Consider the following 25,095-nt stretch of genomic DNA (forward strand, 5'->3'; position numbering starts at 1 on the left):
TTGACTAATCATTGAAAGGGTGAGAGCATCGTGAATAACGGAAACTCCATGGAGGACACTGATGAGCAGTTGTCATCATCGAAAAGTTCTTATTTCTTTATTATTGTACGATTAAGTCTAGTATTTATTGTTCTTTGCGGAGTGATCTATCCTCTGACGACTACAGCGCTTGCCCAGGTTCTGATGCCGTCGCAAGCGAACGGCAGCTTACTTAAGGATGATGCTGGAGTAGTGGTAGGCTCGGAACTCATCGGACAGAACTTTACGAACCCGGCTTTATTTCATGGACGTGTGTCGAGTATTGAGTATAAAGCAGAGGCTTCAGGCTCCAATAACTACGCTCCATCCAATCCGGATATGCTGCAGCGGACCAAGGATTTCATTGCGCAGTGGCAGCTCGATAACCCGGATGTGCCCGTGAATAAATTGCCAGTCGATTTGATCACCAACTCAGGTTCAGGTCTGGATCCGCATATCACACCTGGCTCGGCTATCGTGCAGATTCCTCGGATTAGCAATTTAACGGGTATTCCTGCTTCGCAGCTGGAAGAGCTAGTGAATAAGCATACTGAGGGCCGTGACTTGGGACTGTTCGGTGAAGAACGGGTTAATGTATTGAAGTTAAACATGGATCTATTGAAACTATCGAACAAATAAATATAACAAAAATCCCTGCCAGATTTCTTAGAATCGGGCAGGGATATCTTGCTTTCTAGAATATAAGAAAGTATAAGGTTCACATTATACAACATCCTTATATCTCTACGAGAAACGGCTGTCATCTTTGAAGGACGACAACGTCGTTTCTTCTTGGAACAGAAGAGTACATGCATGATCGGGGTTATTAAGGAGTGGTCTTGATGGGAACATACCGGAGGAAGACGCCGGAGGAGCTGCTGCTCTCGATCTATGAGCTGCATCGGGGACGTCTGAAAATCTATATCGGTCCGGTCAGCGGGTCGGGCAAAACGTATCAGATGCTGCGTGAGGGTCAAGCGCTTAAAGCGCAAGGAATTGATGCCGTGATCTGTGCGGTTTCGACGAACCAAAGTCCTGAAACAAGGGATCAGCTGGGCGATTTGGAACGGATACCAAGTATTCATTGGTTTCAGAAGGATATCGAAAAGAAGGATCTTGATGTAGAAGCTATTGTGGCACGTAATCCTGAAGTAGTGCTTACCGATGGCTTGGCTCACCAGAATCGCGTAGGTGCAGAGAGGTCAGGAAGGCTGGACGATATCAAATATTTATTGAGTAATGGGATCAGTGTCATCACAACTGTAAACGTATATGAACTAGAGGGGGCCGCGGATCTGGCGCGGAAATGGACCGGAATTGAGGTTGAGCATTCTCTTCCAGCTGAAGTGCTTACGCTTGCCGATGATATTGTTCTAATTGATGTGACACCGGAAAAGATACTTCAGCGCTTGTCCGACGGACATTTAGGTAAGCATCAGCAGATATCACTTTTTAACAAGGGAAATTTAAGCAAGCTGCGGGAGCTGGCACTTCGGATGGTTGCTGAGGATGTTAATGATTCGCTGGAGAAACATCGGGAAGAGCAAGGGCTGCAGGGAGCGTCAGGGATTGCCGAGAAAGTCTTAGTCTCTGCACAGTATTATTGGAACGGCTCAATCCATATCCGCCGTGGACAGCAAATCGCCAAAAGGTTAAATGGGGATCTTTCAGTTGTGTCATTTTGGAAGCAGGGTCTCACCTTTTCTAAGGAAGCAGCCACCTTTAAGCGATCTCTTTGGAAGCTGACCGAGAAGATTGATGCCTCTATGGAGGAGATCACCTATCGCTCGAAGCGGGAGATCCCTCGTCTGTTGGTAAAATACGCAACCCGGCACAATATAACCCGAATCGTTATGGGACATTCCAAGCAGACCGCTTGGCAGGAATTATGGAAGGGCTCAATTGCCAATTCGTTACTGAAGCAAATCCGAGGTGTGGATGTGTTCTTCGTGGCGGACCGTGCTGACCGTGAGGGAGAACGTGTACTTCCAACCCGGCAGAGTCGTAATGAACGGAAAGCGGATGTCTATCACAGGTTAAGCAGTCAGGAAGTACAGGATAAAATCGATGCGATTCGCGGAGGCACCTTTAAGGTATATATCGGGGCAGCGCCCGGTGTGGGCAAGACTTACAAGATGCTGCGTGAAGGGAATGATCTCTTGAAGAGAGGGATCGATGTCGTGATCGGACTTTTGGAAACACATGGCCGTAAAGAAACCCTTGAACAAATCGGCGATTTGGAGATCCTTCCGCGTCTACGTATGGAGTATCGCGGGACCGTCCTGGAGGAAATGGATACGGCAGCTATTATCAAACGTAATCCTGAAGTCGTGCTAGTGGATGAACTTGCTCATACCAATATGCCGGGCAGCAAACATAAGAAGCGGTATATGGATGTTATGGAGCTGCTGGATGCGGGAATATCTGTGATCTCTACCGTGAACGTTCAGCATTTAGAAAGTCTGAATGATGCCGTAGAGCAAATTACAGGCGTTAGAGTAAGAGAGACTTTTCCGGACAGTATTCTACAGCGGGCTAATGAGGTAGAGCTTATCGATGTATCACCCAAGATGCTTCAAGAGCGGATGAAGGACGGGAAAATCTATGCCATGGCCAAGGTGGATCAGGCGCTCGGGGCTTTTTTCAAAATCGGGAATTTGATCGCTCTTCGAGAGCTGGCACTGCGGGAAATTGCTGATGATGTGGATGAGCGGCTGGAAGCTTGGGAGCGTGTCGGTTCGCTACGGGGACCATGGCGGCGTCAGGAAGTCATTTATGTATGTATCACCTTGGGTGATCATGCGGAGCGCTTAATTCGGCGTGGTTTTCGGATTGCATATCGTCTAAAAGCCTGCTGGTATGTCACGTATGTGCAGGAAATTAAGCAGAATGGACCCATTTACGATAAACGTATAAATGATTTAAAAGAATTGACGGAACGACTGGGTGGAACGTTTAAGATGATTGAGAGCGGGCTTCCCGCACGAGTGGCGTCCTTGCTGCTAGAGAGATCTCAGGCTTTGCAGAGCACTCAGATTATTATCGGCCAGTCTCAACGCTCATGGCTGCGTAAATGGCTACGCGGGGATGTTACTAAGCAGATTCTACGTTCTGCCAGAAACGTGGATGTACTGGTTGTGGCGGATCTCATTCGTGAGGAACCATAGATGATGACGAATGAAAAAGAGAGTACCCTCAAGTCGATCGGCTGTGAGGATACTCTTTTTTTGCAGCTATGAATTACATCAGGTACTGAATAGTTTAATGGGTGAATTATTGGGCAGCTTCGATGAGTGCTTTGAGTGCAGGAAGATTAAATCCCTTGATCGCTTGATCCCCTGCTACGGTGACAGGAACGCCCATGAATCCAAGCTTCTCAACTTCCTCTTGATAGACTGTGCTGGTCATAACATCTCTTACTTCAAAAGGGACACCCTGCTCCGTAAGATAATTTTTAACCAAAGTACAGTCACTGCATCCTGCGGTTGAATAGACAATCACTGGCTCACTCATTGGTTCACAGCCTCTTTGATAGCATCTCTTGTGATCTTCCAGTGGGAAGTGTTCCAGCGAACCTCATTGTCCTCAAGCAGGAAGAGTTGTGGAGATTCATGTTTGATGCCGAAATCCTCAGCAATTTGATTGGAAACGGGACGATCCTCGATGACTAAGACCACTGCAGCGGCAGTATCCGCATCCTTCAGATAAGCCTGAAACTCTTCATTAGCTTTAGCACTAATCGGGCAGGTCGTGCTGTGTTTGAACAGCAGCTTCTTGCCAGGCTTAGCTACATATTGCTCAAGATCCTCCAGCGTATGGAGTTGTTGAATAGACATAGATATCACCCTCCTGGGATCGTTATTTTGCTAACAATTGTGTTGTTAACAACCTGTAATCATGATTGTAACATATATCAAAATTAAAACAAAAAGGATTCTGAAGGGCTTGCATAAGAGGGTGCTATACCTGAAACCAATCCCGTTGAAAAAAAGAGTACAGCATGCTAAGGTGAAAAGAAGCAACATGCCTAACTATATCGCTACGAGATAGGAGTGTTCAGAAGAATGAAGAGAGTTGCATGTGTAACTGGAGCTGATCGCGGGCTCGGACTGTCGCTTGTACGTTCGTTGCTGGCCAAACAGTTCTCAGTATTTGCAGGACAGTTTTTGAAAGAATCAGAAGATTTGAAAGCGCTTAAAGAACAATATCCTGAACAGTTAGAGCTTATCTCCCTAGATATCAGCAATAAAGACAGTGTAAAGCAGGCCGCAAGAGTAATAGCCAGTAAAACTGGGTATGTCGATATTATTATTAATAATGCAGGTATTATTCGTGGTGCTGATAATGCTACTGTGCTGGTGGAGCTGGATGATGAAGCCATGGCAGAAATATATAATGTAAATACGCTTGGCGCGTTAAGAGTCAGCAATGCACTGATGGGACTGCTGCTGCAAAGTAAGGATAAATTAATCGTCAATATTTCTTCGGAAGCGGGCAGTATTGCCCGAAATAAGCGTATCAACATGTACGGCTATTGTATGTCGAAGGCAGCACTGAATATGCAGTCCTCCTTGATGCATAATCATCTAACAACGCTTGGCGGTCAAGTGATGGTATTCCATCCTGGCTGGCTGCAGACTTATATGCATGGTAAGAAGGATGAACAAGCGCAAACGACTCCGGAAGTGTCGGCGGAACAGATTATAGCTCTTGTTCTCGATTATAAAAAATATCTGGGCGAGGAACCGGCCTATCTGGATATGGATGGCAGTGCGTGGCCTTGGTAGAAAGGGTATCTCAAAATAGGATTGGAAGAAAGGCGCTGATAATATGTCAACACTAAAGGCACTCGCACTCGGAAGCTACTCGGAGGTTAAATATCACCCCTTTGCTGGCGTGGACCGGGAGATCGAACAAATACTTGCTAATGACTTACAGGTTTTTTCCTCAGAGGATTATGCGCTGCTTCATAAAGAAACGTTGTCTGACTACAAGCTGGTAATCTCCTACACCGAATTTTCTGATGATAAAATCCCGGCGGAACAAAGCAGTGCTTTGCTGTCCTATGTGGCTGAGGGGGGCGGACTACTAGTGGTACATAACGGAATTTCCTTACAACGCAATCAGGAGTTAGGTGCTATGCTGGGCGCACACTTCACCCATCATCCAGAATACACTAAGCTACAGATGTCCATACCCGCACGGGAGCATCCCATTATGCAGGGAATTGAAGAATTTGTGATCGAGGATGAGCCGTATTATTTTGAGATGCATCCGTATTTCGAAACGACGGTGCTTGCAGAATATCCACATGAAGGAGCTATGCGACAAGCAGCTTGGTGTCACGAATTTGGTTTGGGTCGGGTGGTTTATTTAATGCCAGGGCATCATTTACCTTCATTTTCGGTAGAGCCATTCCGTGAAATGATTCGTAGAGGTGGGCTTTGGGCAGCAGGATTATTGTAGGTTATAAGTGGACAACTATATTATAGATGAAAAACGAGTCCAACTGTGGGATAACTACGGTTGGATTTTTTTGTTGACTCTTACATTGGTGTCAGGGTTTATACTGGTGTAGAACAATTCTCATGAACCCCGGGGAGAATGCTATGAAAATAGGTGAGCTTGCTAAACTGACGGGCGTAAGCGTCCGTTCACTTCGTTATTATGAGAGTCAGGGATTAATCTCTCCGATCCGTCAGGCCAACGGATATCGGGAGTACTCTTCACTCGCTGTGGAGACGGTAGAAACGATCAAATTATATTTGAACCTGGGTCTGTCAACAGAACAGATTGCAGGCTTTCTACATTGTGTCTTGATGAACAAAGAAGCTTTCTGCGCAGAAGTGATGCCACTATACCGCAGTAAGCTTGAAGATATTGAACGTCAGCTTGTAGAGCTGAATCAGATCAAGCGGAATTTGGAAGAAAGAATGGCATCTATCTTGCAAGAGCAGAACGAAAGTAGGTTAGGGGCTTGTACACTGGAGAACTTGGAGTAGGTACTGCTGGTGTTGAAAACTATGAGGAGGAATGACAAATGGCTATTACAAATGCAGATAGTGCTGATTGGGTGCGAGCAGAAATAGGCGGCGGTGGAACAGTATTGGTAGATTATGGTGCGCCATGGTGTCCTCCTTGCAAGGTGCTGCTGCCTCTTCTGGAAGATCTTCATCAGGAATATGGAGACGATGTTTCTATTGTGAAGGTGAATTGTGACGAATTGCCGGATCTGGCTGGGGAAGCCGGGGTTATGGGAATGCCTACAGTCATTGTATATAAAGATGGGCAGCCCATGGAAAAGTTGGTAGGCCTACGTCCGATAGCAGCCTACCAAGGTGTATTAAACAAGGTTATTCAAGGATAGGGAATAATTATAAAGATGATCTTAGGGAGACCCCAAATTGTGGGGTCTTCTTTGTATGCATGAATTATCCATCTTCGGTAAAAAATACGGTCACAGCTATAAAGGAGGTGTTAGGGGTGTGGAACGAGGTAATAGAATTAATTCCGAGTTGGGGTGTGATTTTCCAAGGGATTATGATTTTCTGTGTCCCTTTCTTCCTACTTCGTACAATAAGCTGGGCTAAAGCCAAAGAAGACAGAAAAACCACTAGAGCGGAAAAAGCTACTGGCAGTAAGGGTGGAGGGGTTCCTTACGGAGTAGCATCTGGAAAAACAAGCCTATTAGAACGATCCCAGGAGCAGTCTAGCTCGGATGTAGTAACTAAGGATAAGGGAAAGAGAATCACTTATAGCGGCCACTTTGAGGATGATTTGCAGAAGTTTAAAGCGATCAGTGCCGATATGCATGATGTGAATGTAAGGGAATTGCGAATCGGAAGCATAAAGACAAGGGCAGCGCTATTGTACGTAGACGGACTAACAGACAAAGACAAAATGGATCAGAATATATTGAAGCCGTTAATGAATGCGTATCAGCCATTTAAGGATATGAACTCGGTACCGGCAGCAAAGGATCTACAAGATATTCTCATCCATGAGACCCTGCTTATCTCGGAAGTGGAGCTTACGAATAATGCATACCTCTCTCTTCAGAAGGTGTTATTTGGATCTGCCGTGCTGCTTGTGGAGGGCATATCAGAGGCTTTTGTGCTCAGTAGTCCGAAGGGGGCTACAAGAGGGATAGAGGAGCCAGAATCTGAAGCAGTCCTGCGGGGCTCACGAAGTGGATTTAACGAGACCTTAAGCGACAACACGGCAATGCTGCGTAGACACGGGCAGAGTACAGAACTAGCTATGATTTCTTTTACTGTAGGAAAGAGAATGCAGAAGGAACTCATCTTAACCTATATCAAGGATATTGCGAATGATGAACTTGTAGAAGAGGTCAAACGAAGAATTGAAACGATAGACTTAGATGATATTCAAGAATCTGGTTATGTTGAGCAATTAATCGAAGATAATAGCTACAGTCCTTTCCAGCAGATTCAGAATACAGAAAGACCGGACCGTGTAATGGCAGCACTCCTGGAAGGAAGGGTAGCTATCCTACTTGACGGTACACCCTTTGCATTGATTATGCCGGTAACCTTCGGGATGTTACTGCAATCGCCAGAGGATTATAATGATCGCTGGATGGTAGGCTCGCTGCTGCGCCTTTTACGTTTTTTTGCGGCAACGATATCACTGTTTGCCCCGGCACTATATATTTCCTTCCTCTCGTTCCAGCCGGGATTGATTCCCACTAAGCTAGCCATTTCTATTATTGCCTCTCGGCAGGGCGTTCCCTTCACTGTATTAATCGAAGCCTTGATTATGGAGACCTCGATTGAAATCTTACGGGAGGCAGGACTTCGCTTGCCTAAACCTATCGGTCCGGCGATGGGGATTGTCGGCGGTTTGATCATTGGCCAAGCCGCGGTAGAAGCTGGGATCGTGAGTCCAATCCTAGTCATTGTAGTATCAATTACGGCTGTTTCTTCCTTCTCTATGCCAATGTATAGTGCGGGGATGACGCTTCGTATGCTCCGGTTTGCAGCTATGTTTTTTGCAGCAATCTTTGGATTATACGGAGTGGTACTGTTTTTTCTTTTGCTTAGTAGTCATTTAATTAAGCTGAAGAGCTTTGGTGTTCCCTATCTTGGTCTGGCGGTCCCGAATAGAACAGTCAATTGGAAAGATTTTATATTCCGTATGCCTTTGCAATTTTTAACCGGGCGGCCTACGTTGTTGAAACCAAAGGACCCTTTGCGTAAAGGGTAAAAAGTCTAGGTAAAGGAGGAAGAGAACATGAGCGCCGAGGTAAAGGACCGGATTACTGCTGTTCAAGCGACGATCATTCTAGCCAATTATACGATTGCGGCAGGGGTACTTACGCTTCCTCGGACAATTGTAGAAGCCAGTGGTGCTCCAGATGTTTGGATAGCTGTTTTTTTAGGAGGAGTGGCCTCCTTTCTGTTTGGATTGATCATCGTGAAACTTAGTCAACGGTTCCCAGGCCAAACTTTCTTTCAGTATATCGGGAAGATCATCGGCAAGCCTCTCGGAACGGTCCTCTCATTAGGAGTCATTGGATATTTTCTCAGTATCGCCGGCTTTGAGATACGTTCTGTGCAAGAAGTGACCTCTTTTTTCCTACTGGAAGGTACACCTCCTTGGGCGATAGTGGCTACTTTTATGTGGATTGCCTTCTATTTATGCAGAGGAGGCATTAATGCGATCACTAGCATGTGCAGACTTATTGTTCCGATTACCTGGACAGTGTTTTTAGGCGTTTGTCTTCTAAGTTTTGAAGTTTTCGACCTCAACAATCTGCTTCCAGTACTTGGAGATGGATTGGAACCCGTGTGGAAAGGGATTAGGCCAACCATCCTAACCTTTACAGCTGGTGAAGCGATGCTGTTTGTTGTTGCTTTTATGGACAAACCCCAAAAAGCAGTAAAGGTAATTATAGCTGGAACCTGCATATCGACGATATTTTATGTCCTGGCTGTTGTAGCGACTATAGGTGCCTTTTCTATCGATGGGGTTCTCACAAGAACCTGGCCGTTTCTCGATCTTGTTCGAAGCTTTGAAGTGAACTATCTCATCTTTGAAAGGTTTGAGTCCTTGTTGTTGGTGATCTGGATTATGCAGATCTTTTGTACTTTTTGTATTGCGATTTATACGGCGGCGTTAGGGTTGTCTCAAATCATTCATAAAAACTTTAAAAGCTGTTTGTTGGCGTTACTTCCGCTTGTTTATGTAGTTTCTAGGATTCCTCCAAATGTGAATGCTCTGTTTACATTTGGAACAGGTATTGGGGATTGTATGCTTATTCTATTTGGATTGCTTCCGTTGCCACTATTAATCATTACATACTTCCGGAGGGCTGTTTCATGAAACAATGGAGGATGTGGATCGTACTTTCTCTAGTATGTAGCCTCTTGTCCGGCTGCTGGAGCAGTTCACCTATAGAGGAATTAAACTTGGAGATTGGTGTTGCACTTGATAGTGTGGATGCGTCAGAAGATGAGGAGGCTGTTAAGTCAGGAATTGGGAATCATTCGAAACATCCAAAAATAATAAGTACCTATCAATTTACGATTCCACAAGGGTCGGGTGGAGCCGTTATGAAGTCTTCTAGCAGTTCATCCTCCTCTTTTAAGAATTACTATAATATGAGTGAAACCAGCGATTCCATCTTTGAAGCGATGCGGCAGCTTTCACTGCGTACTAGACGCACTCCGATTGGTCATCACCTTAAGGTTATTGTGATTAGTGAGGAACTGGCGCGTTCCAATAACCTTACTAAACTCATAGATTTCTTTACACGGGATAATGATATTCGTCCAAGTGTCATGTTATTTGTCAGCAATGGAAAAGCCAAAGATGTATTGGAAAATGCACTACCGGGTCAGACCCCTGCATTTGTACTAGAAGGAATCTTCAATAACAGAGACCGGAATATGGGGATATGGGAGCCGGTAACACTGGCCAAAGTAGTTGGTCCGTTACAAGGAAAGAAAAGCTTCTTAGTACAAAATGTTATCGCTATTGATCAGGAGACTAAGCTAGCAGGAGCAGGCGTATTCAAAGGGACAACGGGGAAGCTTATCGGCTTTTTGGACGAGTCGGAGCTGGAGGGGATGGCCTGGCTGACCGGAAAGGGATTAGGGGGAGTGCTTAAGACGTATGATCCGGATACCAATAATCTCATAACCTATGAAGTTAAATCCATGCATAGCAAGATCAAAGCTAATGTGAACAACGGGCAGATTTCTTTTAATGTCAAAATAAAATCTACAGGTAGATATGCCGAGGTTTTTGCCGAGAAACCGAAAAAATTACATGACGGAATTGTAAAGAAGGATAAAGCTTTGCTGCAGAAGCGTGTCCTAGAATTGGTGCAAACTACTGTAACAAAATTGCAAAAGGACCTGCATACCGAAGCTGCCGGTTTCGGCACCAGTCTGCATAATCAGCATCCGGCCGTATGGCGGAGCGTCAAGGATAACTGGGACGAAACCTTCAGCCAAATTCCGATTACCTATGAAATAAACCTGAATATTGAAGAGTACGGTGCATCAGATACAACCGCTGAATAGAGAGATTGTAAACGATTCAGAGCTACTTCGTCTGAAGTGTGACAGGCACGATATCATTTTGGTGTAACGCATCGAGTACTTCGGTTTTTAATTGTTCAGTAAAGGTATTCCATGTTTTTTTGCCGACATTCAGCTCTTCTCGCCCAATAGCATTTAGTGTCTCCAGCCAAAGGCGTTTATCGTTAATCAGCCCGAGCTGATCTTGGATCTGCTTATAGATTTCCTCATGGGCATGGAACTTCTGATTTAACGCAAAAGAGGCTGCACTAGCGGTATATCGCAATTCCTTAGCGGCCATCCTCAGCTCGTGCAATGAGTCGAAGGCTGCTTCTGATTCAGCATCTGGTCCACGAAATATAGCCTTGCAAGCTTTTTTCCTCTGCTCGTAAGCTACCTCAAGTTCGCGCATGACAACGTTGGCATCTTTTTTCGCTACCAGGGCCTCAAGCTGTTCACTTAGGAAGGCTTTCCACTTCTCATCCAGATCTTCATTGATCAGCTTAGGCAGTTCATCCGCCAGCTTTTTACGATAAGCTTTACGCTTGTCCTTTTGGTGCTCGATTACTGCCTTCAACAACTCTGTGGTCTTTGTATCGCCGTTTTCTTTAGCCTGTATGCGTTTAATTTTGAACGATTCAATGAGAACGTCTGCATCTCTGACCTTGCCTAATCTCTTTTGGGCTTTTTCAAAAAAGGGATACAGACCTAACGTATGCCCCGGATCAAGAATGGATAGCAATGTCAACAGCTTGCGGCAGTTCACTCTTGCCCGGTGAATGTCCTCGTCATCGAATTTGCTAAGTGCATCATGGCAGTAGTCCCAAAAATCAATATACAGCAGGTTAAGTGCCTGTTCCCATTGTCTTGTCTTGGTTAACTGTCGTTCCTTCATCACTTCCACTGTCATGCGGCATCACTCCTTAACGTTGTGTATAGCATGAACCTAAGGCAACCCCCTATTCGAGCCGGGGCATGTCGTATACTATAAGGATAGCGTTATCATAACCTCATTTCAATTCAGATTTCGCACTAGCGGGGCAGATCGGTTACAATATCACGGATAATACGGGAAAGAGGGGAATCGGTGGATACTCGTGAGTATGATGCAATGATCAATGGATCTATTAATAGAAGTAAGGAAGCCATCGGACTTCCTGCAGAAATGGGACTCTTCCAGCATTTGATCTTAAAGGATAATAGTAAAAAGGTAGAAGAAGCGGGGGCCGGAGAGCTGTTGATCCCGTTCGCCTTTGAAGAGACCCTTTGCAGGGATGTTGGAGCGGCTCTCGTTCCTCCTAGCCTGCACCTATGGAGCCATTCTGGAGGTGTTGCGCTTGGACTGCGGGACAGCAAGCTTCCGTACGCTGCCCAAGCGATGGCTAAGTTAGAGCAGCAAGGGATTCGTACAGCGGTAAGACATTCCGGTGGTGCTGCGGTGCCTCTGGATGATGGAATTGTTAATGTTTCGTTAGTGTTACCCAAAGGACGCGGAAAGCTGGATTTTCATGATGATTTTAGGCTTCTGGCTTCTCTGATCACTGAGGCAGTTGCTATGAGTCATCCACAGGCTGCGGCTCAAATAAAGGCTGGTGAGATTGTTGGATCTTATTGCCCGGGGGACTTCGATTTGGCGATTAATGGGCGGAAATTTTGCGGCATTGCTCAGCGCAGACAAAATAATGCATATTTCGTACATGCATTTGTAGTGGTTTCGGGTTCGGGACAGGAACGCGGTGAACTCATTCATAAATTCTATGAGCAAGCCTCTGGAGGAGACTCGGCATTATCTTATCCACGGGTTCGTCCAGAGACGATCGCTGGGCTTGGCGAACTAGGTGGACCGAATGCGACTGAAGTATTTGCCGAAGGTATTAGACAAGCATTAGCTGCCCGTGGAGTGTTGCTTAAATCCTCTGACAGGCTGCAGCAGGAGACAGGATATTTCTTGGACTATGAGGATCCGCGTGTTCTGGATGCTGCGCGAGTCCTGCGTGAACGTTATGCCCAAGGATAAATGGATATTGAGCATCGTAAAGAAGGACGTAACAGAATCTGGCGAGAGCCCGGCTTCTGTTACGTCCTTTATTCATATAAATCCGGACGTCTGTCTGCAAAAATCGGGATTTGTGATCGGATTTCACGCACCTTATGTAATGCGATATCCCCCGTTAGGATTTCTTCCCCTTCAGAAGCCTCACCTAAAATATCTCCCCAAGGATCGATTATCATAGAATGCCCAGCAAAGGTATTGTTAGGATCGCTTCCAGTACGGTTGCAGGCTACTACATAACATTGGTTCTCGATCGCTCGGCTGATCAGTAGTGCACGCCAATGTGATAGCCTGGATAATGGCCATTCTGCACTGACAAACAAGATTTCTGCGCCTTGTGCGGTATGAGCACGAACCCATTCTGGAAATCGGATATCATAACAGATTAATCCGGCACATAACGTACCCTCCAATGTGAAGAGGCCTTTGTCTTCTCCAGGCTGCAAATATAGATGTTCATCCATTAGCTGAAACAAATGTAGCTTACTGTATTCGCCAACGAGTTCCCCAGCTCGATTAAATACAAACATACGATTAGTTACACCGGAGGCGTTCTTGCTAGCGACTGAACCAGCGACGATATTGATGTTGTATTGTCTGGCTAAGCTGGAGATGAATTCCTTGGTAATTTCTCCTTCTGGATCGCCAATATCTTCTAGTCGGGTCAGATCATAGCCAGTGGTCCAAAGCTCAGGGAGAATAAGGCAGTCGGGGGCTGTTGCGGCCGCTACACTAATTTTATTTGCTACAGCAGCATAATTCATATCGGGTTTGCCAAATGCTATATCCAGCTGAATCAGGGAGATTCTCATAGGATTCCTCCTTTTTGTTCAAGACTATAGCACCATAAGGGGATAAGCAATGTTGATTTTTAAAAAATGATTTGATATATTAGTTGACGGGTCAATGATTATCGGTTAATATAATTTTATGCAAAACAATTGTATACAATTAAATTTATAAAGGAGGTATATTTTGACGGAGCACTTTCCTGAGGAAGACCGCATATTTGAACTGCTGCAGGCATTAAACAAGGGAATCTGTCCGAAATTCGAACGATGTGCTGGGATCAGTCCCACACGGCTTCGCCTCCTGCATGAACTGTTCCAGGTAGATGAAGTCAGCCAAATTACTCTGCAAAAGGGCATGGATATAGATGCGGCCGCCGTTACTCGGCACTTGAAAGGGATGGAAGAGAGCGGTACGATCACTCGCCGCAACAACCCAGCAGATAACAGGGTTACATTGGTCTCATTAACGGATCAAGGGCGGGAAAGAATGATTCAATATAGCGAAGAGAAGAGACGATTTGTCGCTACTCTGCTTACTGGATTTAACGATCAGGAGCGAACAGTGCTAATAGATATGCTTAATCGTCTGCAATCTAATATCAATTTGTTGTAACTACACCAAATACAAACTCAAAGGAGATATACACATATGAACGCTACACAAACACAAACCAATGATTTTAAAGAAATTATTACGGGTCGCCGCTCTATCCGCAAATATGATCCATCCGTTAAGATCAGCAAAGAAGAGATGACACAAATTCTTACGGAAGCAACCCTTGCACCTTCTTCAGTAAATATGCAGCCTTGGCGGTTTCTTGTCATTGAAAGTGACGAAGCTAAAGCTACTTTAGCTCCTCTTGCTCGCTTTAATGGCGTACAAGTTGAAACCTCTGCAGCTATGATTGCCATCTTCGGTGATTTGAACAATTTCGATTATGCTGAGGAGATTTATGGTACAGCTGTTGAACGTGGTCTAATGCCTGCTGAAGTAAAAGAAAACCAATTGACTAGATTGTCCGCTCACTTTGCTACCTTGCCACGTGAAGTTAACAAAGACACTGTGCTCATCGACGGTGCTCTTGTTGCGATGCAGTTGATGCTGGTTGCCCGTGCACATGGTTACGATACTAACCCAATTGGTGGTTACGAGAAAGATCAAATCGCAGAAGCGTTTGGCATGGAAAAAGATCGTTATGTTCCTGTAATGTTACTTTCCATTGGTAAGGCTGTTGATGCAGGTTATGCATCGGTCCGTTTGCCTATCGATAAGATTGCTGAGTGGAAATAATAGGGTATACCTTAGGAGGAAAATACAATGATCATTATTCATGCTGTGCTTAAAGTAAATCCGGAACGTCGCGAACAGTTCTTGGCGGAGTCCAAAACACTGCTCACTGCTACTCATGCTGAAGAGGGAAATCTCTCTTATGAACTTTATGAAAATGCGGGAGAAGCAAATTCATTTATTATGGTGGAGACATGGCGCGACGCTGAAGCCGTATCCAGCCACAATACAAGCCCACATTTTACCGCGTTCTCAGCTAAAGCAGCTGAATTCTTGGCTGCGCCGCTCGACGTTAAGGTATTTAGCGCAGAGCAAGTGAAATAAGTTATCTCGATTCTTAGTGAATCCTGGTTGATCTTAAACAGGGATGTTCCAAAGCCACATTGGCTGCGGGGCATCTCTGTTTTTTTATGTTCCCCGTTTATAAGGAGGAGTTCAAGGGTATCTATCCTTACCTTGATACATGCGCACTCACAATAAAGATAGGGGATCTTACATATGGAAATACAGAAAAATATGATCGATATGGTGAACTATTATTTATCAGGCGGTTCACTTGTTTGCATTATGGGCGAAGCAGGAGAAGAGGCGGAGCGCAGACTAATGGGGATCGATCTGGAGGCGGCTAGAGCATACCGACAGTCCATTGGCGGAGTCATTACGGAGGGTCAGCAGCTATTTCAGGTTCCTGGCTTTAGCCCAAGATTGCTGGGGCAACTTACTGAAGTATTAGGCAGATTAGATTCAGACAAGTTAAAAGCTCTGGCCCCGCAAACCACATGGAATAACCAAGTAGATCCTTACGTGAATGGACCCGAGTGCCTAGGGATGATACTAGAAGAAATAAAGAAGGCACAGCATTATATTCACCTGTCCGTGATGCTCTTCTTTAATGACCGTTCAGGCAATCTGGTTGCAGATGAATTATATCACGCCCTTAAACGGGGGGTGAAGGTACGGATCATGGTCAATTACACGCTGACAGCTTTAGGGTATGAGAATAATCTGGCGTTTGGTCAATTTTCCAAGATTTCTGAAAGGCTCGAGAATGCAGGAGCTAAGCTGCTGGATACCTTCAATTCTTATTATACAGCCGTAGAATGGCGTGTGAAGCGGAAGGCGCTGAAGCAACAAGGCGTACCGGAAAGTATCCTGTTCTTACAGGATAAAGTACAAGAGGACGTTGAAATCACTGGGCTGAATGTCATTGATCATCGGAAGTTTATGGTCATTGATGGGGTAACCTCTATTATTGGCAGCCTGAATATTGGCGATCAATACACGTACGTGACGCCTGTTCAGGCATCTTCCTCGATCAGTATAGAAGGACATCTACAGGGGATTCCTAGTAAAAAAGAGGAGTGGCATGATGGATGCTTCCGGATTTGTGGCGCGGCGGCGCAGACTCTGAATGTTATGTTTCATTCCCGTTGGCTGCTATTGGGCGGCGATCATTTTGACGTAGAGGATGCCTTCTACCATCCGGATGTGAATTATCATTTTGGAGAGGAAGAATGTACGCTGTTTGCAAGTTTTCCGGGCAACCCAGTTAACTTCATTCAGCAATATTACTTAGATTTAATTACCTATGCGACTGAGGAGACGGTAATTGTAAATCCTTATTTGATTGATCAAGAGTTTTGGGATCGGCTAGGGGAGCTGGGGCCAGACTGTTCCAGTCATCTGAGCATTTGCAATCCGCTGAAGGTTAATGATCATCCTACCAATTGTGCGGCGGTACGAGGCAATATGTATAAGCCGTTTATCAATGGGGTTTCCTTTTATGATTACAGCTTCACAGGTCGGTTTTCACATTGGAAAATAACCTATGACCATAGATCACAGGCTGTATTTCATGGCTCCTATAACATCAATGAGAGAAGCGCCTGCCATGATTTCGAGCTGGGAATGCTGGTGAAAGGAGAGGCTTTCGCAGAGCGGATAAAGTCTATGATTGATTATGATCTAGGCGTTTCACGAAAGATTACAAAGAAAAGTGAGTTCTTTAAGCATCCTTGGCTGCATCCTAGTACTTATCTGAACAAGGTTACTCAGAATTACACTTGATAATATCGGTTCGTTGTCATGTATAATGATCGTTATAAATGATCAAGGTGGAATAAAAGCTATGAAAATCAAAATTACAAAGAGTGGCTTGAAAAAGGATGAGGTATTCTTTCGCACAGAGTTTGGTGAGGGTAGGGGGATCTGGTGCGGTGCTCCTATGGGACCAGATACGGAAACGGATGTGGAATTCGAGCTTTCGGAGCTGCTCATGAGATGGGTGGATATTCTACCTGTACCTGCTACTGAATTCGACATCAGATTAGAGGGAGATAAAGTTGTTTTTACCGGTGTGCTGGAGAATATTGAAGAGGACGGAACTGGATTTTTGCGATTAGGTGAAAGTCTAGTAATGTTCGAGTGTCTCGGTGAGCCTATGGCACTTGGTGTCTTTGTAGAAGTGCAGGTCCGTGATGTGCGCATCTATCCCTTGAGTATTTGACGCTTATCAGGGACTAAGATAACATACAAAGATAACACTAGATTTAGAAGTAAGTTATGAGGAGTAGAAGTCTATGAACACCGAAATTCAGCAATTTAAGACCGAATTCTTCAAGGCGCTGGCTCATCCGATGCGTATTCGTATCCTGGAACTGCTCAGCGAAGGTGAGAAGAATGTGAATGAGCTGCAAGCGATTCTAGGATCAGAAGGCTCTGCTGTATCTCAGCAGTTAGCTGTTTTACGCGCCAAGAATGTAGTAGCCAGTGTAAAAGAAGGCACCACAGTGATCTATTCGCTACGTGATCCACTGATTAAAGATCTTCTGGTCGTAGCTAAACAAATATTTGATAACCATCTGGTGAATACCATTTCATTGCTTGAGGGTATGCGCGGAGAATAAATGAATAACATTATTTTGGCGTTGACAACAGTCGCGTCCTAGAGTAATGTTTTTCCTATATTCAAATAATCAGATATTTAAAGAAAAGAAGGTTTGATCATGACAGGGTGGGGCCGGTATAAAGGCTACAACATGAATGCTTTTCGCAAGGATTTGATTTCGGGGACAATCGTCGGTGTTATTGCCATTCCTTTGGGGATGGCATTTGCTATTGCTTCCGGTGTTAAACCGGAGTATGGCATTTACACGACGATCGTTGCCGGCATATGTATTTCATTGTTCGGAGGATCAAAATTTCAAATTGGCGGCCCGACAGGTGCTTTCATCCCTATCTTATTTGCCATTGCGATGGAGTATGGCTATGAGAACCTGCTTATCGCTGGGATGATGGCAGGGGTTATATTAGTCCTCATGGGATTATTAAAGCTGGGAGTACTGATTAAGTTTATTCCGAGGCCAGTAACGATTGGTTTCACAGCGGGAATAGCGGTCATTATCTTTACCGGACAGATTGCTAATTTCCTTGGATTAAGGGGTATAGAACGGCATGAGCGCTTTGTAGATAACATGAAAGAAATAGGGCTTCATCTATCGACGGTGAATGGGTATAGTATTCTGACCGCTGTGATTTGTCTTGCCGTGGTCATCCTAGCAATTCGATTCGCTCCGAAGGTGCCTGGATCATTGGTAGGTCTTCTGTGCGCGACTGTGATTGCTGCGTTATTCTTTAGCGGCAAAGTGACTACGATTGGCTCTGCTTACGGGGACATTCCGAATACCTTACCGAGCTTTCGATTTCCGGACATTACTTGGGAACGGATTACCCTGCTAATTCGTCCGGCATTTATCATTGCAATGTTAGGCGCTATAGAGTCATTGTTATCCGCTGTTGTAGCGGATGGAATGACAGGCAGCCGCCATAATAGCAACCGTGAGCTAATCGGTCAGGGGATCGCGAATATTGCTGCTCCATTGTTCGGAGGTATACCGGCAACAGGAGCAATTGCTAGAACAGCGACGAACATCAAGAGTGGCGCTGTTTCTCCGATCTCTGGGATCGTTCACGGTGTGGTAGTGTTTCTAATTCTCCTGTTGTTCGCACCCTATGCTTCGAGTATTCCTTTAGCTGCGATGGCGCCTATCTTAATGGTAGTAGCTTGGAATATGAGTGAGCGCAAAGAGTTCCTTCATTTGCTTAAGATCAAGACCGGCGATTCCTTGGTATTATTCATCACTTTCTTGTTAACAATATTTGCAGATTTAACGTTGGCTGTAGAGGTGGGATTAATTCTTGCAGTCATTCTGTTTGTGAAACGAATGGGAGAGGTTCATTTGGTGGCCAAAGTACTGCCTGATCCGAATTCCGTTAAGGTAGAAGCACATATGGTCACGGAGAGTCATGATTGTCCGCAAATTGGTATTTACACGGTGGAGGGTCCGCTATTTTTTGGCGCAGCCTATCGATTCGATGATACTATGCCAAGTTATGGCTCAGATCAACCCAGAATTATATTAATGCGTATGGGGAAAGTACCATTCATGGATACCACAGGAGAATCCAATTTGGCAGAACTGGTGCGGCATTTACAAGCTGTTGGAGGGAAACTAATGATCTCCGGCATACAGCCGCAGCCGCTTGAGTTGCTCAAGAGAACTGGACTGTATGACACTATAGGTGAGGCGCAGTTTCACCAGCACACTGGGGAAGCGATTAATGATGCACTTAGCAGTATCGATTACAATAAGTGTATTGGATGTAGCCATGCCGCTTTTAGGGAGTGTACAGCGTTCTCGTGTATGGAAGATGCGGGAAACCTGCGCGGTCTAAAGGGGCGTAAGAAACCTGTAATTGCAACTGAACTAAATGGTGGTCTCTGAGTTAAATAGACAAGAGCCAGCCCGGGCGTTTCTGCGTCCGGTTTTTTCTGTTCAAATATAAGAATTTAAGTTTCACATCGTATATTATCCTTATATTTCTCGCTTAAACGCTTATCGTCCAAATAAGGACGACAAAGGCGTTTATACTTAAGATTGGACTTGAGAATGCCAAATTTGTACAATTGGGTATAAGTTAAATGTAAACTATCTCGATAAGGAGAATATAAGCTCATGAAGGAATTGAATTATCCGAAGGTGTTTATGCTCTTGGCAGGTCTGTCTGTGGCGACATTGGCCGTATATCGTGTAGTGTCACTACAGACGGATTCGTTTTATGCATTTTTAATCTGGAATTTGTTCCTGGCTTGGATTCCATTCCTATTCTCTATGGCTGCTTATGAACTGGATAAAAGGAAGATAGGTGGCTTGCTGCTTATACCGCTAGGCGTCGCTTGGCTGCTGTTCTTTCCGAACGCGCCTTATCTCATGACGGATCTGGTGCATCTGACGATAAGAAAAAGCAGATATATCGTGGATGGCACCATTCAGAATCGGTATTGGTATGACTTGGTAACTCTCTTATTGTTCACTTGGAGCGGTTGGCTAACCGGGTTCTTCTCTTTATACCAGTTCCAGACGGTTGTTTATCGCAGCAGCAGCCTGCTGTTCTCTTGGATATTCGTACTCGCGGCATGTGTGCTTGGGGGATATGGAGTTCTGCTTGGCCGAGTCTACAGGCTGAATAGCTGGGACGTACTGACGGACCGGCATCAGTTGTACCAACTGGTTATGGACAGTTTGAATCGACAATCGGTATTTTTCAGCTTGTTCATTGCATTTGTATTACTGGTTATCTACGCTACGATGTACTGTTTGCTGAATGGTCTTGGAACCAGTGAAAGAGGAGGGGGCGCTAAGCGCATTCGTGGTTAATCTATAAATTCCGGATCAAATTGGTATTGTTTCAGATCTACCACTCCTTTTTCATTAAAAATAATCCCTTCCTCCTGCAAATAAAGCTTCTGGAGGGAGCTGGATTCATCTTCAGTCAAGGAGATCATTCCTTTGGCGTTGATGACCCGATGCCAGGGAAGCTTGTATTTTCTACTCATGGAATGAAGGATCCGAACGACCTGTCTCGCGCCTCTTGGGCTTCCTGCCGCACGTGCTATTCCTCCGTAAGTCATCACCTTACCTTCAGGTATGGATTGTATAATACGTATCACTTGTTCCGTAAATGGTGTCATAGGGAGCTCCTATTTCTTATTTTCATCAAATTATACCAGATGAGCACTATAATCATAAACCATCAACAATGTCGCTGCTAAAGCGGCTTTTTTTATTTTCAAAGGATGAAGTTAACTTTCCCTCGCGTAGGAGTTGATCCCTTTTCAGTATAATTTTGGCGGATAGTATTTAGTGAGACGGGGGATAATTTCTAGGAAACCTATTGTGACAGGAGTGGCTACTGTGGAGAAACAGACGACAGAGAATAACCGCAAAGATTCTCAACAAAATAAGAAGTCTGGGCAGACTCTAAGTACGTCACTGGATGAAATGATGGACCTGTTTCGGCAAATATTCAAGGACGATGGAACCCTTAGAATCAGAGTGATAAATAATGAGGGCAGTGAAGCTCTTCGCTTCGGGTTAGTTTATGTTGACGGAATGGTTGACAGGGAAATGATCCAGTACGGAGTGATTAAGCCCCTAATGAAATTTGATTTTACGGCAATGGATAGCGGGAATACAGCTGAACTGATGGAAAAAATCCGGACGATGGTTATTAACATTAGCGATGTAGTCTGCTCTACGAGTTTGGATGAGATGGTTAGCGGGGTCGTAGCTGGAAAAACACTATTTCTGATGGATGGCTTTGCGGGTGCGCTAAACATTAGTGCACAGGGGTGGGAAACGAAGGCTATCGCGGAGCCTTTGACGGAAAAAAGCGTCAAGGGTCCAAGAGAAGGTTTTACAGAGTCGCTGCTTGTAAACTTGACTCTCATTCGCCGAAGGGTGCAAAGTCCGGACTTAAAGTTGATTTATAGCCAGGTCGGGGTTCGCTCCAAAACAGAAACATGTATTTGTTATATTGAAGGTTTGGCCTCACCGGATGTTGTGAAAGAGCTGCAGAACCGAATTCAGCAGGTGGACATAGATGTTGTATTGGATACGTCTATTCTTTCGGAGCTTATTCGAGATGAACCCTTTTCACCCTTTGAAGTGACGGGAAGCACAGAACGTCCTGATTCTGTAGTAAGCAAAATGATGGAAGGTAGAGTTGCCTTATTAATGGAAGGCAGTCCTTATGCAATGACAGTACCCTATTTGTTTGTGGAGAATTTTCAGGCTAGTGCTGATTATTATATTAACTATTACTTTGGTTCGTTTAACCGAATGATAAGGGTACTTGGGGCCTTTTTGTCTATTAGTATTCCTGCTTTGTACGTAGCGTTGGTTACCTATAGTCAGGAAATGCTGCCTACTATGTTGTTGCTCAGTATTTCAACGTCGAGAGTAGCCGTTCCTTTTCCGACTGTGGTGGAGGTCTTGTTCATGCTAACGATATTTGAAATTCTGCGAGAGGCAGGAGAACGAATACCGACCTACATTGGTCAGGCGATTAGCATCGTAGGTGCGCTTGTACTGGGTCAGGCGGCTGTGGAAGCGAGAATCGTTAGCGCTCCTATGATTATTGTGGTAGGTCTAACGGGAATTATGGCTTTGCTTAACCCTAGATTGACAGGACCTCTAATCGTGGTAAGGTCACTTTTGCTGTTCGCAACCTTTTTCCTGGGATTGTACGGGTATTTTCTGGGTGTGATCGGACTAGTGATTCATTTGATGAGTTTACGTTCCTTTGGGGTCCAGTACATGCTTGGAATAGGCTCTATTCATCCGCAAGACATTAAGGATACAGCTATAAGGGCGCCGTGGTGGCATATGTATCTACGTCCGGTGATGATTGGGGCACGTAATCGAAAGAGAAAGGCGACAAATAAAGCAAGGAATCGGTCATGAGGAAAATGAAAAGAGGATTGCTAGCTTGTATATCGCTATTATTTCTGATCAGTGTCTTAGGCTGTTGGGATTACGCCGAGATTGAAGATAGGGCAGTTGTAGCAGGCATTGGTATCGATAAAGATTCAGACGGGAAGCTGTTAGCAACAGTCGAAATCGTGGATACGAAAGAGGGGATGAAATCTAGTCAAGCGGGTTATAAGATGGTTAGTCTTTCAGGTAAAACGATGTTTGATATTGTACGAAGTATGATTTCAATAACGGGAAAGAAACTATTTTGGAGCCATTCCAAGGCGATCATTCTCAGCGAGGAGGTAGCAAAGGAAGGGGCTGTAAAAGTGATAGATTGGTATAACAGAGATACAGAAACTCGGTCGGATGTTTACGTGTTTGTGTCCAAAGGGAAGACGGCTCAGGAAGTAATCAATTTAAACAGCTCAACAGAGACTATTATGTCTTATGGTCTTGCGCAGCAGATGGTGATTGAAAAAAACGTCAGTACGGCTCCGGTTGTGGAGATTTGGGACTTTATCGAAAAGCTGGAGACACCCGGGGATTGTGCTATAGCTCCTCTGGTATATATTCATGAAAAAAACGGCCAGAAGAATCCACGTGTAAGTGGAACAGCTATTTTCAAAATGGACAAAATGATTGGCAAGCTAAGCGGTGATGAGACCAAGTACATGTTGTTTGTTAAAGATGATATTAAGGGAGGGGTGTTAACCGTGAATAATGAAGAGGGAACCCCCGACTTTACACTTGAGATTTTCTCTAATGAAACAAAGATAAAGCCTGTTTGGGTCAACGGTAAGCTCCAATTACAGATTCAAACGATCACACATACCGGGCTTGACGAGGTGATGACTACTGAAGGATTTACGAGTCTAAATAGTAAGAACGTTATAGAAAAGCGTGCTGCAAAGGAATTAGAGGAGAATATGCGCTCTGTAATTAAGAGGGTACAGTCGGATTATCATACCGATATTTTTGGATTTGGGGAGAAAATCCATGAGAATATGCCTAAGACCTGGTCCGAGCTAGATAAAGATTGGGAACGGGAATTCTCTGATCTAGATGTGGTTGTAAATTCAACAATAATTATTGAGAGCAGTGCTCAAAACTCAAGATCTATCCAGATCCATCAAGAGTAGGTGATTAATTGGCTGTTATCGTTGTGATGATCTACTTTTTTGTTGTACTGTTGGACCCTTACGGATTGTTAAAGCAAGGGATGAAACGTGATTTTTATGTGTGTAGTACACTGTGTCTGTTTTCATTCTGTATTGCTTTTGCATTGGCTATGAAATGGCAGCTTCCTAGTCCTTCGCCTTTAATTGTAAGCTGGATCAGCAAGTTATTCTAGTTACAAGCCAAGAGGAGATTTAAGCATGAAAAAAGAGATCATACCCACAGGGCATTCTATAAGTATTGTTGTTCTATTTATTATTGGGACTTCACTATTCATGGGACTGCCGGGAAAATCGGGCAACAGTAGCTGGATTGCTCTGCTTTTGGCCATATCGCTAACGGTTCCTCTGCTGTTTATGTACGCCAGATTTCATGTGCTTTTTCCGGGTAAGGATCTATTTGATATATTGATCACGGTATTTGGGTCTATCTTCGGAAGAGTAGTTTCCTGTGCGTATATATGGTATGCGCTGCATATGGGGGCGCTCGTCCTAAGGAATTTTGGTGAATTTAGTAAAACAGTTGCCTTGACAGAGACGCCTATGATTGCACCCATGTTATGCATGGCACTGTTATGTATTTGGGTGGTTAAGGCAGGAATTGAGGTGATTGGGAGATGCGCTAAGCTATTTCTACTGCTTCTTTTGGCTGAGGTTTTTTTTATTGAAATCTTAGCAATCCCGAAGCTCAAGTATCACTATTTGAAGCCTTTTCTTGATACAGGATGGTCACCGGTATTTGCAGATGCATGGGGATCATTTACCTTTCCATTTGCTGAAATTGTTCTTTTTATGGGAGTATTCAGTCATTTGCCGGCAAAAGAATCAGCCAAAAAGATTCTGCTAAGCGGATTGTTGATTTCCGGTGGGGTGATTTTGCTCGTTTCTCTGCGGAATTTACTGATTCTCAATCCTGATATTGTTCAAAGCTTATACTTCCCCTCTTATGTAGCGGTTAGTCGGATTAATATAGGGGATTTTTTGACCCGAATGGAGGCATCCTCCGCACTTGGATTTGTAATCACGATCTTCATAAAAGCCAGCATATGTATATATGTGGCTAGTGTTGGAGTTGCTAAGTTGTTCAAATTGAAGAGTTACCGATCCGTTGTGCTTCAGCTGGGATTGATTGTGGTTTATTTCTCTCAATTTATCTTCAAGGATATTATGGAGATGCAACATTTTGCCTATACAATTTATCCCACATATGCACTTCCATTTCAGGTGATTATTCCACTGGTATTGTGGATTTGTGCTGAAATTATGGTTAGTAGAAATAAACATAAGCAGGTAGCTACACAGCAATAGAACTACGTTCGACCATTCCTGATCTCTTGATGAGATTAGGAATTCTTTGATTTCTAAACTGTACCTAAGTTAGCTATAATGATAGATACATAGAATGG

The 25,095-nt window shown here is 44.4% G+C and carries 27 protein-coding genes; 22 read left to right on the forward strand and 5 right to left on the reverse strand.

Features of this window, described 5'->3' with window-relative positions:
- Window positions 1-48: 48 nt before the first annotated feature.
- Window positions 49-657 carry a potassium-transporting ATPase subunit KdpC gene (gene kdpC, locus NST74_RS02635; protein WP_156114902.1) on the forward strand — a complete coding sequence of 203 codons (609 nt, stop codon included), beginning with the start codon at window positions 49-51 and terminating at the stop codon, window positions 655-657.
- A gap of 203 nt (window positions 658-860) precedes the next feature.
- Window positions 861-3,185: a histidine kinase gene (locus tag NST74_RS02640; RefSeq protein ID WP_341110287.1), complete on the forward strand. Its 2,325-nt coding sequence runs from the start codon at window positions 861-863 to the stop codon at window positions 3,183-3,185.
- Between the two features lie 106 nt (window positions 3,186-3,291).
- On the opposite strand, the gene NST74_RS02645 is transcribed toward NST74_RS02640, so the two are convergent.
- Together NST74_RS02645 and ytxJ are read right to left on the reverse strand one after the other, a co-directional pair.
- Complete coding sequence (locus NST74_RS02645; protein WP_042123835.1) at window positions 3,292-3,531, reverse strand: glutaredoxin family protein; 240 nt, start codon at window positions 3,529-3,531, stop codon at window positions 3,292-3,294.
- Window positions 3,528-3,854 (reverse strand): bacillithiol system redox-active protein YtxJ, encoded by a 327-nt coding sequence (ytxJ, locus tag NST74_RS02650; RefSeq protein ID WP_042123836.1) that lies wholly within the window; start codon window positions 3,852-3,854, stop codon window positions 3,528-3,530. Before ytxJ ends, NST74_RS02645 begins: the two co-directional genes overlap by 4 nt.
- A gap of 228 nt (window positions 3,855-4,082) precedes the next feature.
- Between ytxJ and NST74_RS02655 the strand changes: the two genes are divergently transcribed.
- The 7 genes from NST74_RS02655 (at window position 4,083) to NST74_RS02685 (ending at window position 10,568) form a co-directional block, all read left to right on the forward strand.
- Window positions 4,083-4,805 carry an SDR family NAD(P)-dependent oxidoreductase gene (locus tag NST74_RS02655; protein WP_042123839.1) on the forward strand — a complete coding sequence of 241 codons (723 nt, stop codon included), beginning with the start codon at window positions 4,083-4,085 and terminating at the stop codon, window positions 4,803-4,805.
- A 43-nt stretch (window positions 4,806-4,848) separates the two neighbouring features.
- On the forward strand, window positions 4,849-5,484 hold the full coding sequence (locus NST74_RS02660) for a ThuA domain-containing protein (RefSeq protein WP_042123841.1): 636 nt from the start codon (window positions 4,849-4,851) through the stop codon (window positions 5,482-5,484).
- Between the two features lie 143 nt (window positions 5,485-5,627).
- Window positions 5,628-6,020 (forward strand): MerR family transcriptional regulator, encoded by a 393-nt coding sequence (locus NST74_RS02665; protein ID WP_076116730.1) that lies wholly within the window; start codon window positions 5,628-5,630, stop codon window positions 6,018-6,020.
- Between the two features lie 38 nt (window positions 6,021-6,058).
- A complete protein-coding gene (locus tag NST74_RS02670) occupies window positions 6,059-6,385 on the forward strand; it encodes a thioredoxin family protein (protein WP_341110288.1) in 327 nt (108 codons plus the stop codon).
- Between the two features lie 116 nt (window positions 6,386-6,501).
- The gene (locus NST74_RS02675; RefSeq protein WP_341110289.1) at window positions 6,502-8,244 is read left to right on the forward strand and encodes a spore germination protein; all 1,743 of its coding nucleotides are present in this window, start codon (window positions 6,502-6,504) and stop codon (window positions 8,242-8,244) included.
- 27 nt (window positions 8,245-8,271) lie between these two features.
- Window positions 8,272-9,363 carry a GerAB/ArcD/ProY family transporter gene (locus NST74_RS02680; RefSeq protein ID WP_341110290.1) on the forward strand — a complete coding sequence of 364 codons (1,092 nt, stop codon included), beginning with the start codon at window positions 8,272-8,274 and terminating at the stop codon, window positions 9,361-9,363.
- Window positions 9,360-10,568 (forward strand): Ger(x)C family spore germination protein, encoded by a 1,209-nt coding sequence (locus NST74_RS02685; RefSeq protein ID WP_341110291.1) that lies wholly within the window; start codon window positions 9,360-9,362, stop codon window positions 10,566-10,568. The genes NST74_RS02680 and NST74_RS02685 overlap by 4 nt, the downstream gene beginning before the upstream one ends.
- A 22-nt stretch (window positions 10,569-10,590) precedes the next feature.
- On the opposite strand, the gene NST74_RS02690 is transcribed toward NST74_RS02685, so the two are convergent.
- Complete coding sequence (locus NST74_RS02690; RefSeq protein ID WP_339289021.1) at window positions 10,591-11,475, reverse strand: CHAD domain-containing protein; 885 nt, start codon at window positions 11,473-11,475, stop codon at window positions 10,591-10,593.
- A gap of 177 nt (window positions 11,476-11,652) precedes the next feature.
- Between NST74_RS02690 and NST74_RS02695 the strand changes: the two genes are divergently transcribed.
- Window positions 11,653-12,582: a lipoate--protein ligase family protein gene (locus NST74_RS02695; RefSeq protein WP_341110292.1), complete on the forward strand. Its 930-nt coding sequence runs from the start codon at window positions 11,653-11,655 to the stop codon at window positions 12,580-12,582.
- A gap of 68 nt (window positions 12,583-12,650) precedes the next feature.
- Here NST74_RS02695 and NST74_RS02700 read toward each other — a convergent pair whose 3' ends face one another.
- Window positions 12,651-13,430, reverse strand: coding sequence for a carbon-nitrogen family hydrolase (locus tag NST74_RS02700; protein ID WP_341110293.1), 780 nt, complete (start codon window positions 13,428-13,430; stop codon window positions 12,651-12,653).
- Between the two features lie 163 nt (window positions 13,431-13,593).
- Between NST74_RS02700 and NST74_RS02705 the strand changes: the two genes are divergently transcribed.
- The 8 genes from NST74_RS02705 (at window position 13,594) to NST74_RS02740 (ending at window position 20,414) form a co-directional block, all read left to right on the forward strand.
- The gene (locus NST74_RS02705) at window positions 13,594-14,022 is read left to right on the forward strand and encodes a MarR family winged helix-turn-helix transcriptional regulator (RefSeq protein ID WP_042123853.1); all 429 of its coding nucleotides are present in this window, start codon (window positions 13,594-13,596) and stop codon (window positions 14,020-14,022) included.
- A 36-nt stretch (window positions 14,023-14,058) separates the two neighbouring features.
- The gene (locus tag NST74_RS02710) at window positions 14,059-14,700 is read left to right on the forward strand and encodes a nitroreductase family protein (protein ID WP_042123855.1); all 642 of its coding nucleotides are present in this window, start codon (window positions 14,059-14,061) and stop codon (window positions 14,698-14,700) included.
- Window positions 14,701-14,727: 27 nt separating this feature from the next.
- Window positions 14,728-15,021: a putative quinol monooxygenase gene (locus NST74_RS02715; RefSeq protein WP_042123857.1), complete on the forward strand. Its 294-nt coding sequence runs from the start codon at window positions 14,728-14,730 to the stop codon at window positions 15,019-15,021.
- Between the two features lie 174 nt (window positions 15,022-15,195).
- Window positions 15,196-16,764 (forward strand): phospholipase D-like domain-containing protein, encoded by a 1,569-nt coding sequence (locus NST74_RS02720; RefSeq protein WP_341110294.1) that lies wholly within the window; start codon window positions 15,196-15,198, stop codon window positions 16,762-16,764.
- A gap of 61 nt (window positions 16,765-16,825) precedes the next feature.
- Window positions 16,826-17,203 carry a hypothetical protein gene (locus NST74_RS02725; protein ID WP_042123859.1) on the forward strand — a complete coding sequence of 126 codons (378 nt, stop codon included), beginning with the start codon at window positions 16,826-16,828 and terminating at the stop codon, window positions 17,201-17,203.
- 73 nt (window positions 17,204-17,276) lie between these two features.
- Window positions 17,277-17,603: an ArsR/SmtB family transcription factor gene (locus NST74_RS02730; RefSeq protein WP_042123860.1), complete on the forward strand. Its 327-nt coding sequence runs from the start codon at window positions 17,277-17,279 to the stop codon at window positions 17,601-17,603.
- Window positions 17,604-17,702: 99 nt separating this feature from the next.
- On the forward strand, window positions 17,703-19,481 hold the full coding sequence (locus NST74_RS02735) for a SulP family inorganic anion transporter (protein WP_341110295.1): 1,779 nt from the start codon (window positions 17,703-17,705) through the stop codon (window positions 19,479-19,481).
- A 231-nt stretch (window positions 19,482-19,712) separates the two neighbouring features.
- Window positions 19,713-20,414 (forward strand): DUF1361 domain-containing protein, encoded by a 702-nt coding sequence (locus tag NST74_RS02740; protein ID WP_341110296.1) that lies wholly within the window; start codon window positions 19,713-19,715, stop codon window positions 20,412-20,414.
- Here the strand turns inward: NST74_RS02740 and NST74_RS02745 are convergent.
- Entirely contained in the window at window positions 20,411-20,728 is a 318-nt protein-coding gene (locus NST74_RS02745; protein WP_341110297.1) for an MGMT family protein, read from the reverse strand. The genes NST74_RS02740 and NST74_RS02745 overlap by 4 nt on opposite strands.
- A 223-nt stretch (window positions 20,729-20,951) precedes the next feature.
- Between NST74_RS02745 and NST74_RS02750 the strand changes: the two genes are divergently transcribed.
- From NST74_RS02750 to NST74_RS02765, 4 genes are read left to right on the forward strand one after another with little or no spacing between them, the layout of a single operon-like run.
- Window positions 20,952-22,502 (forward strand): spore germination protein, encoded by a 1,551-nt coding sequence (locus tag NST74_RS02750; protein ID WP_341110298.1) that lies wholly within the window; start codon window positions 20,952-20,954, stop codon window positions 22,500-22,502.
- Window positions 22,499-23,653: a Ger(x)C family spore germination protein gene (locus NST74_RS02755; protein ID WP_341110299.1), complete on the forward strand. Its 1,155-nt coding sequence runs from the start codon at window positions 22,499-22,501 to the stop codon at window positions 23,651-23,653. Before NST74_RS02750 ends, NST74_RS02755 begins: the two co-directional genes overlap by 4 nt.
- 8 nt (window positions 23,654-23,661) lie before the next feature.
- Window positions 23,662-23,865 (forward strand): hypothetical protein, encoded by a 204-nt coding sequence (locus NST74_RS02760; RefSeq protein WP_341110300.1) that lies wholly within the window; start codon window positions 23,662-23,664, stop codon window positions 23,863-23,865.
- A gap of 25 nt (window positions 23,866-23,890) precedes the next feature.
- Window positions 23,891-24,997, forward strand: coding sequence for a GerAB/ArcD/ProY family transporter (locus tag NST74_RS02765; protein WP_341110301.1), 1,107 nt, complete (start codon window positions 23,891-23,893; stop codon window positions 24,995-24,997).
- Window positions 24,998-25,095: the final 98 nt, after the last annotated feature.

Source organism: Paenibacillus sp. FSL F4-0125, from assembly GCF_038008565.1.
GTDB lineage: Bacteria > Bacillota > Bacilli > Paenibacillales > Paenibacillaceae > Paenibacillus_AQ.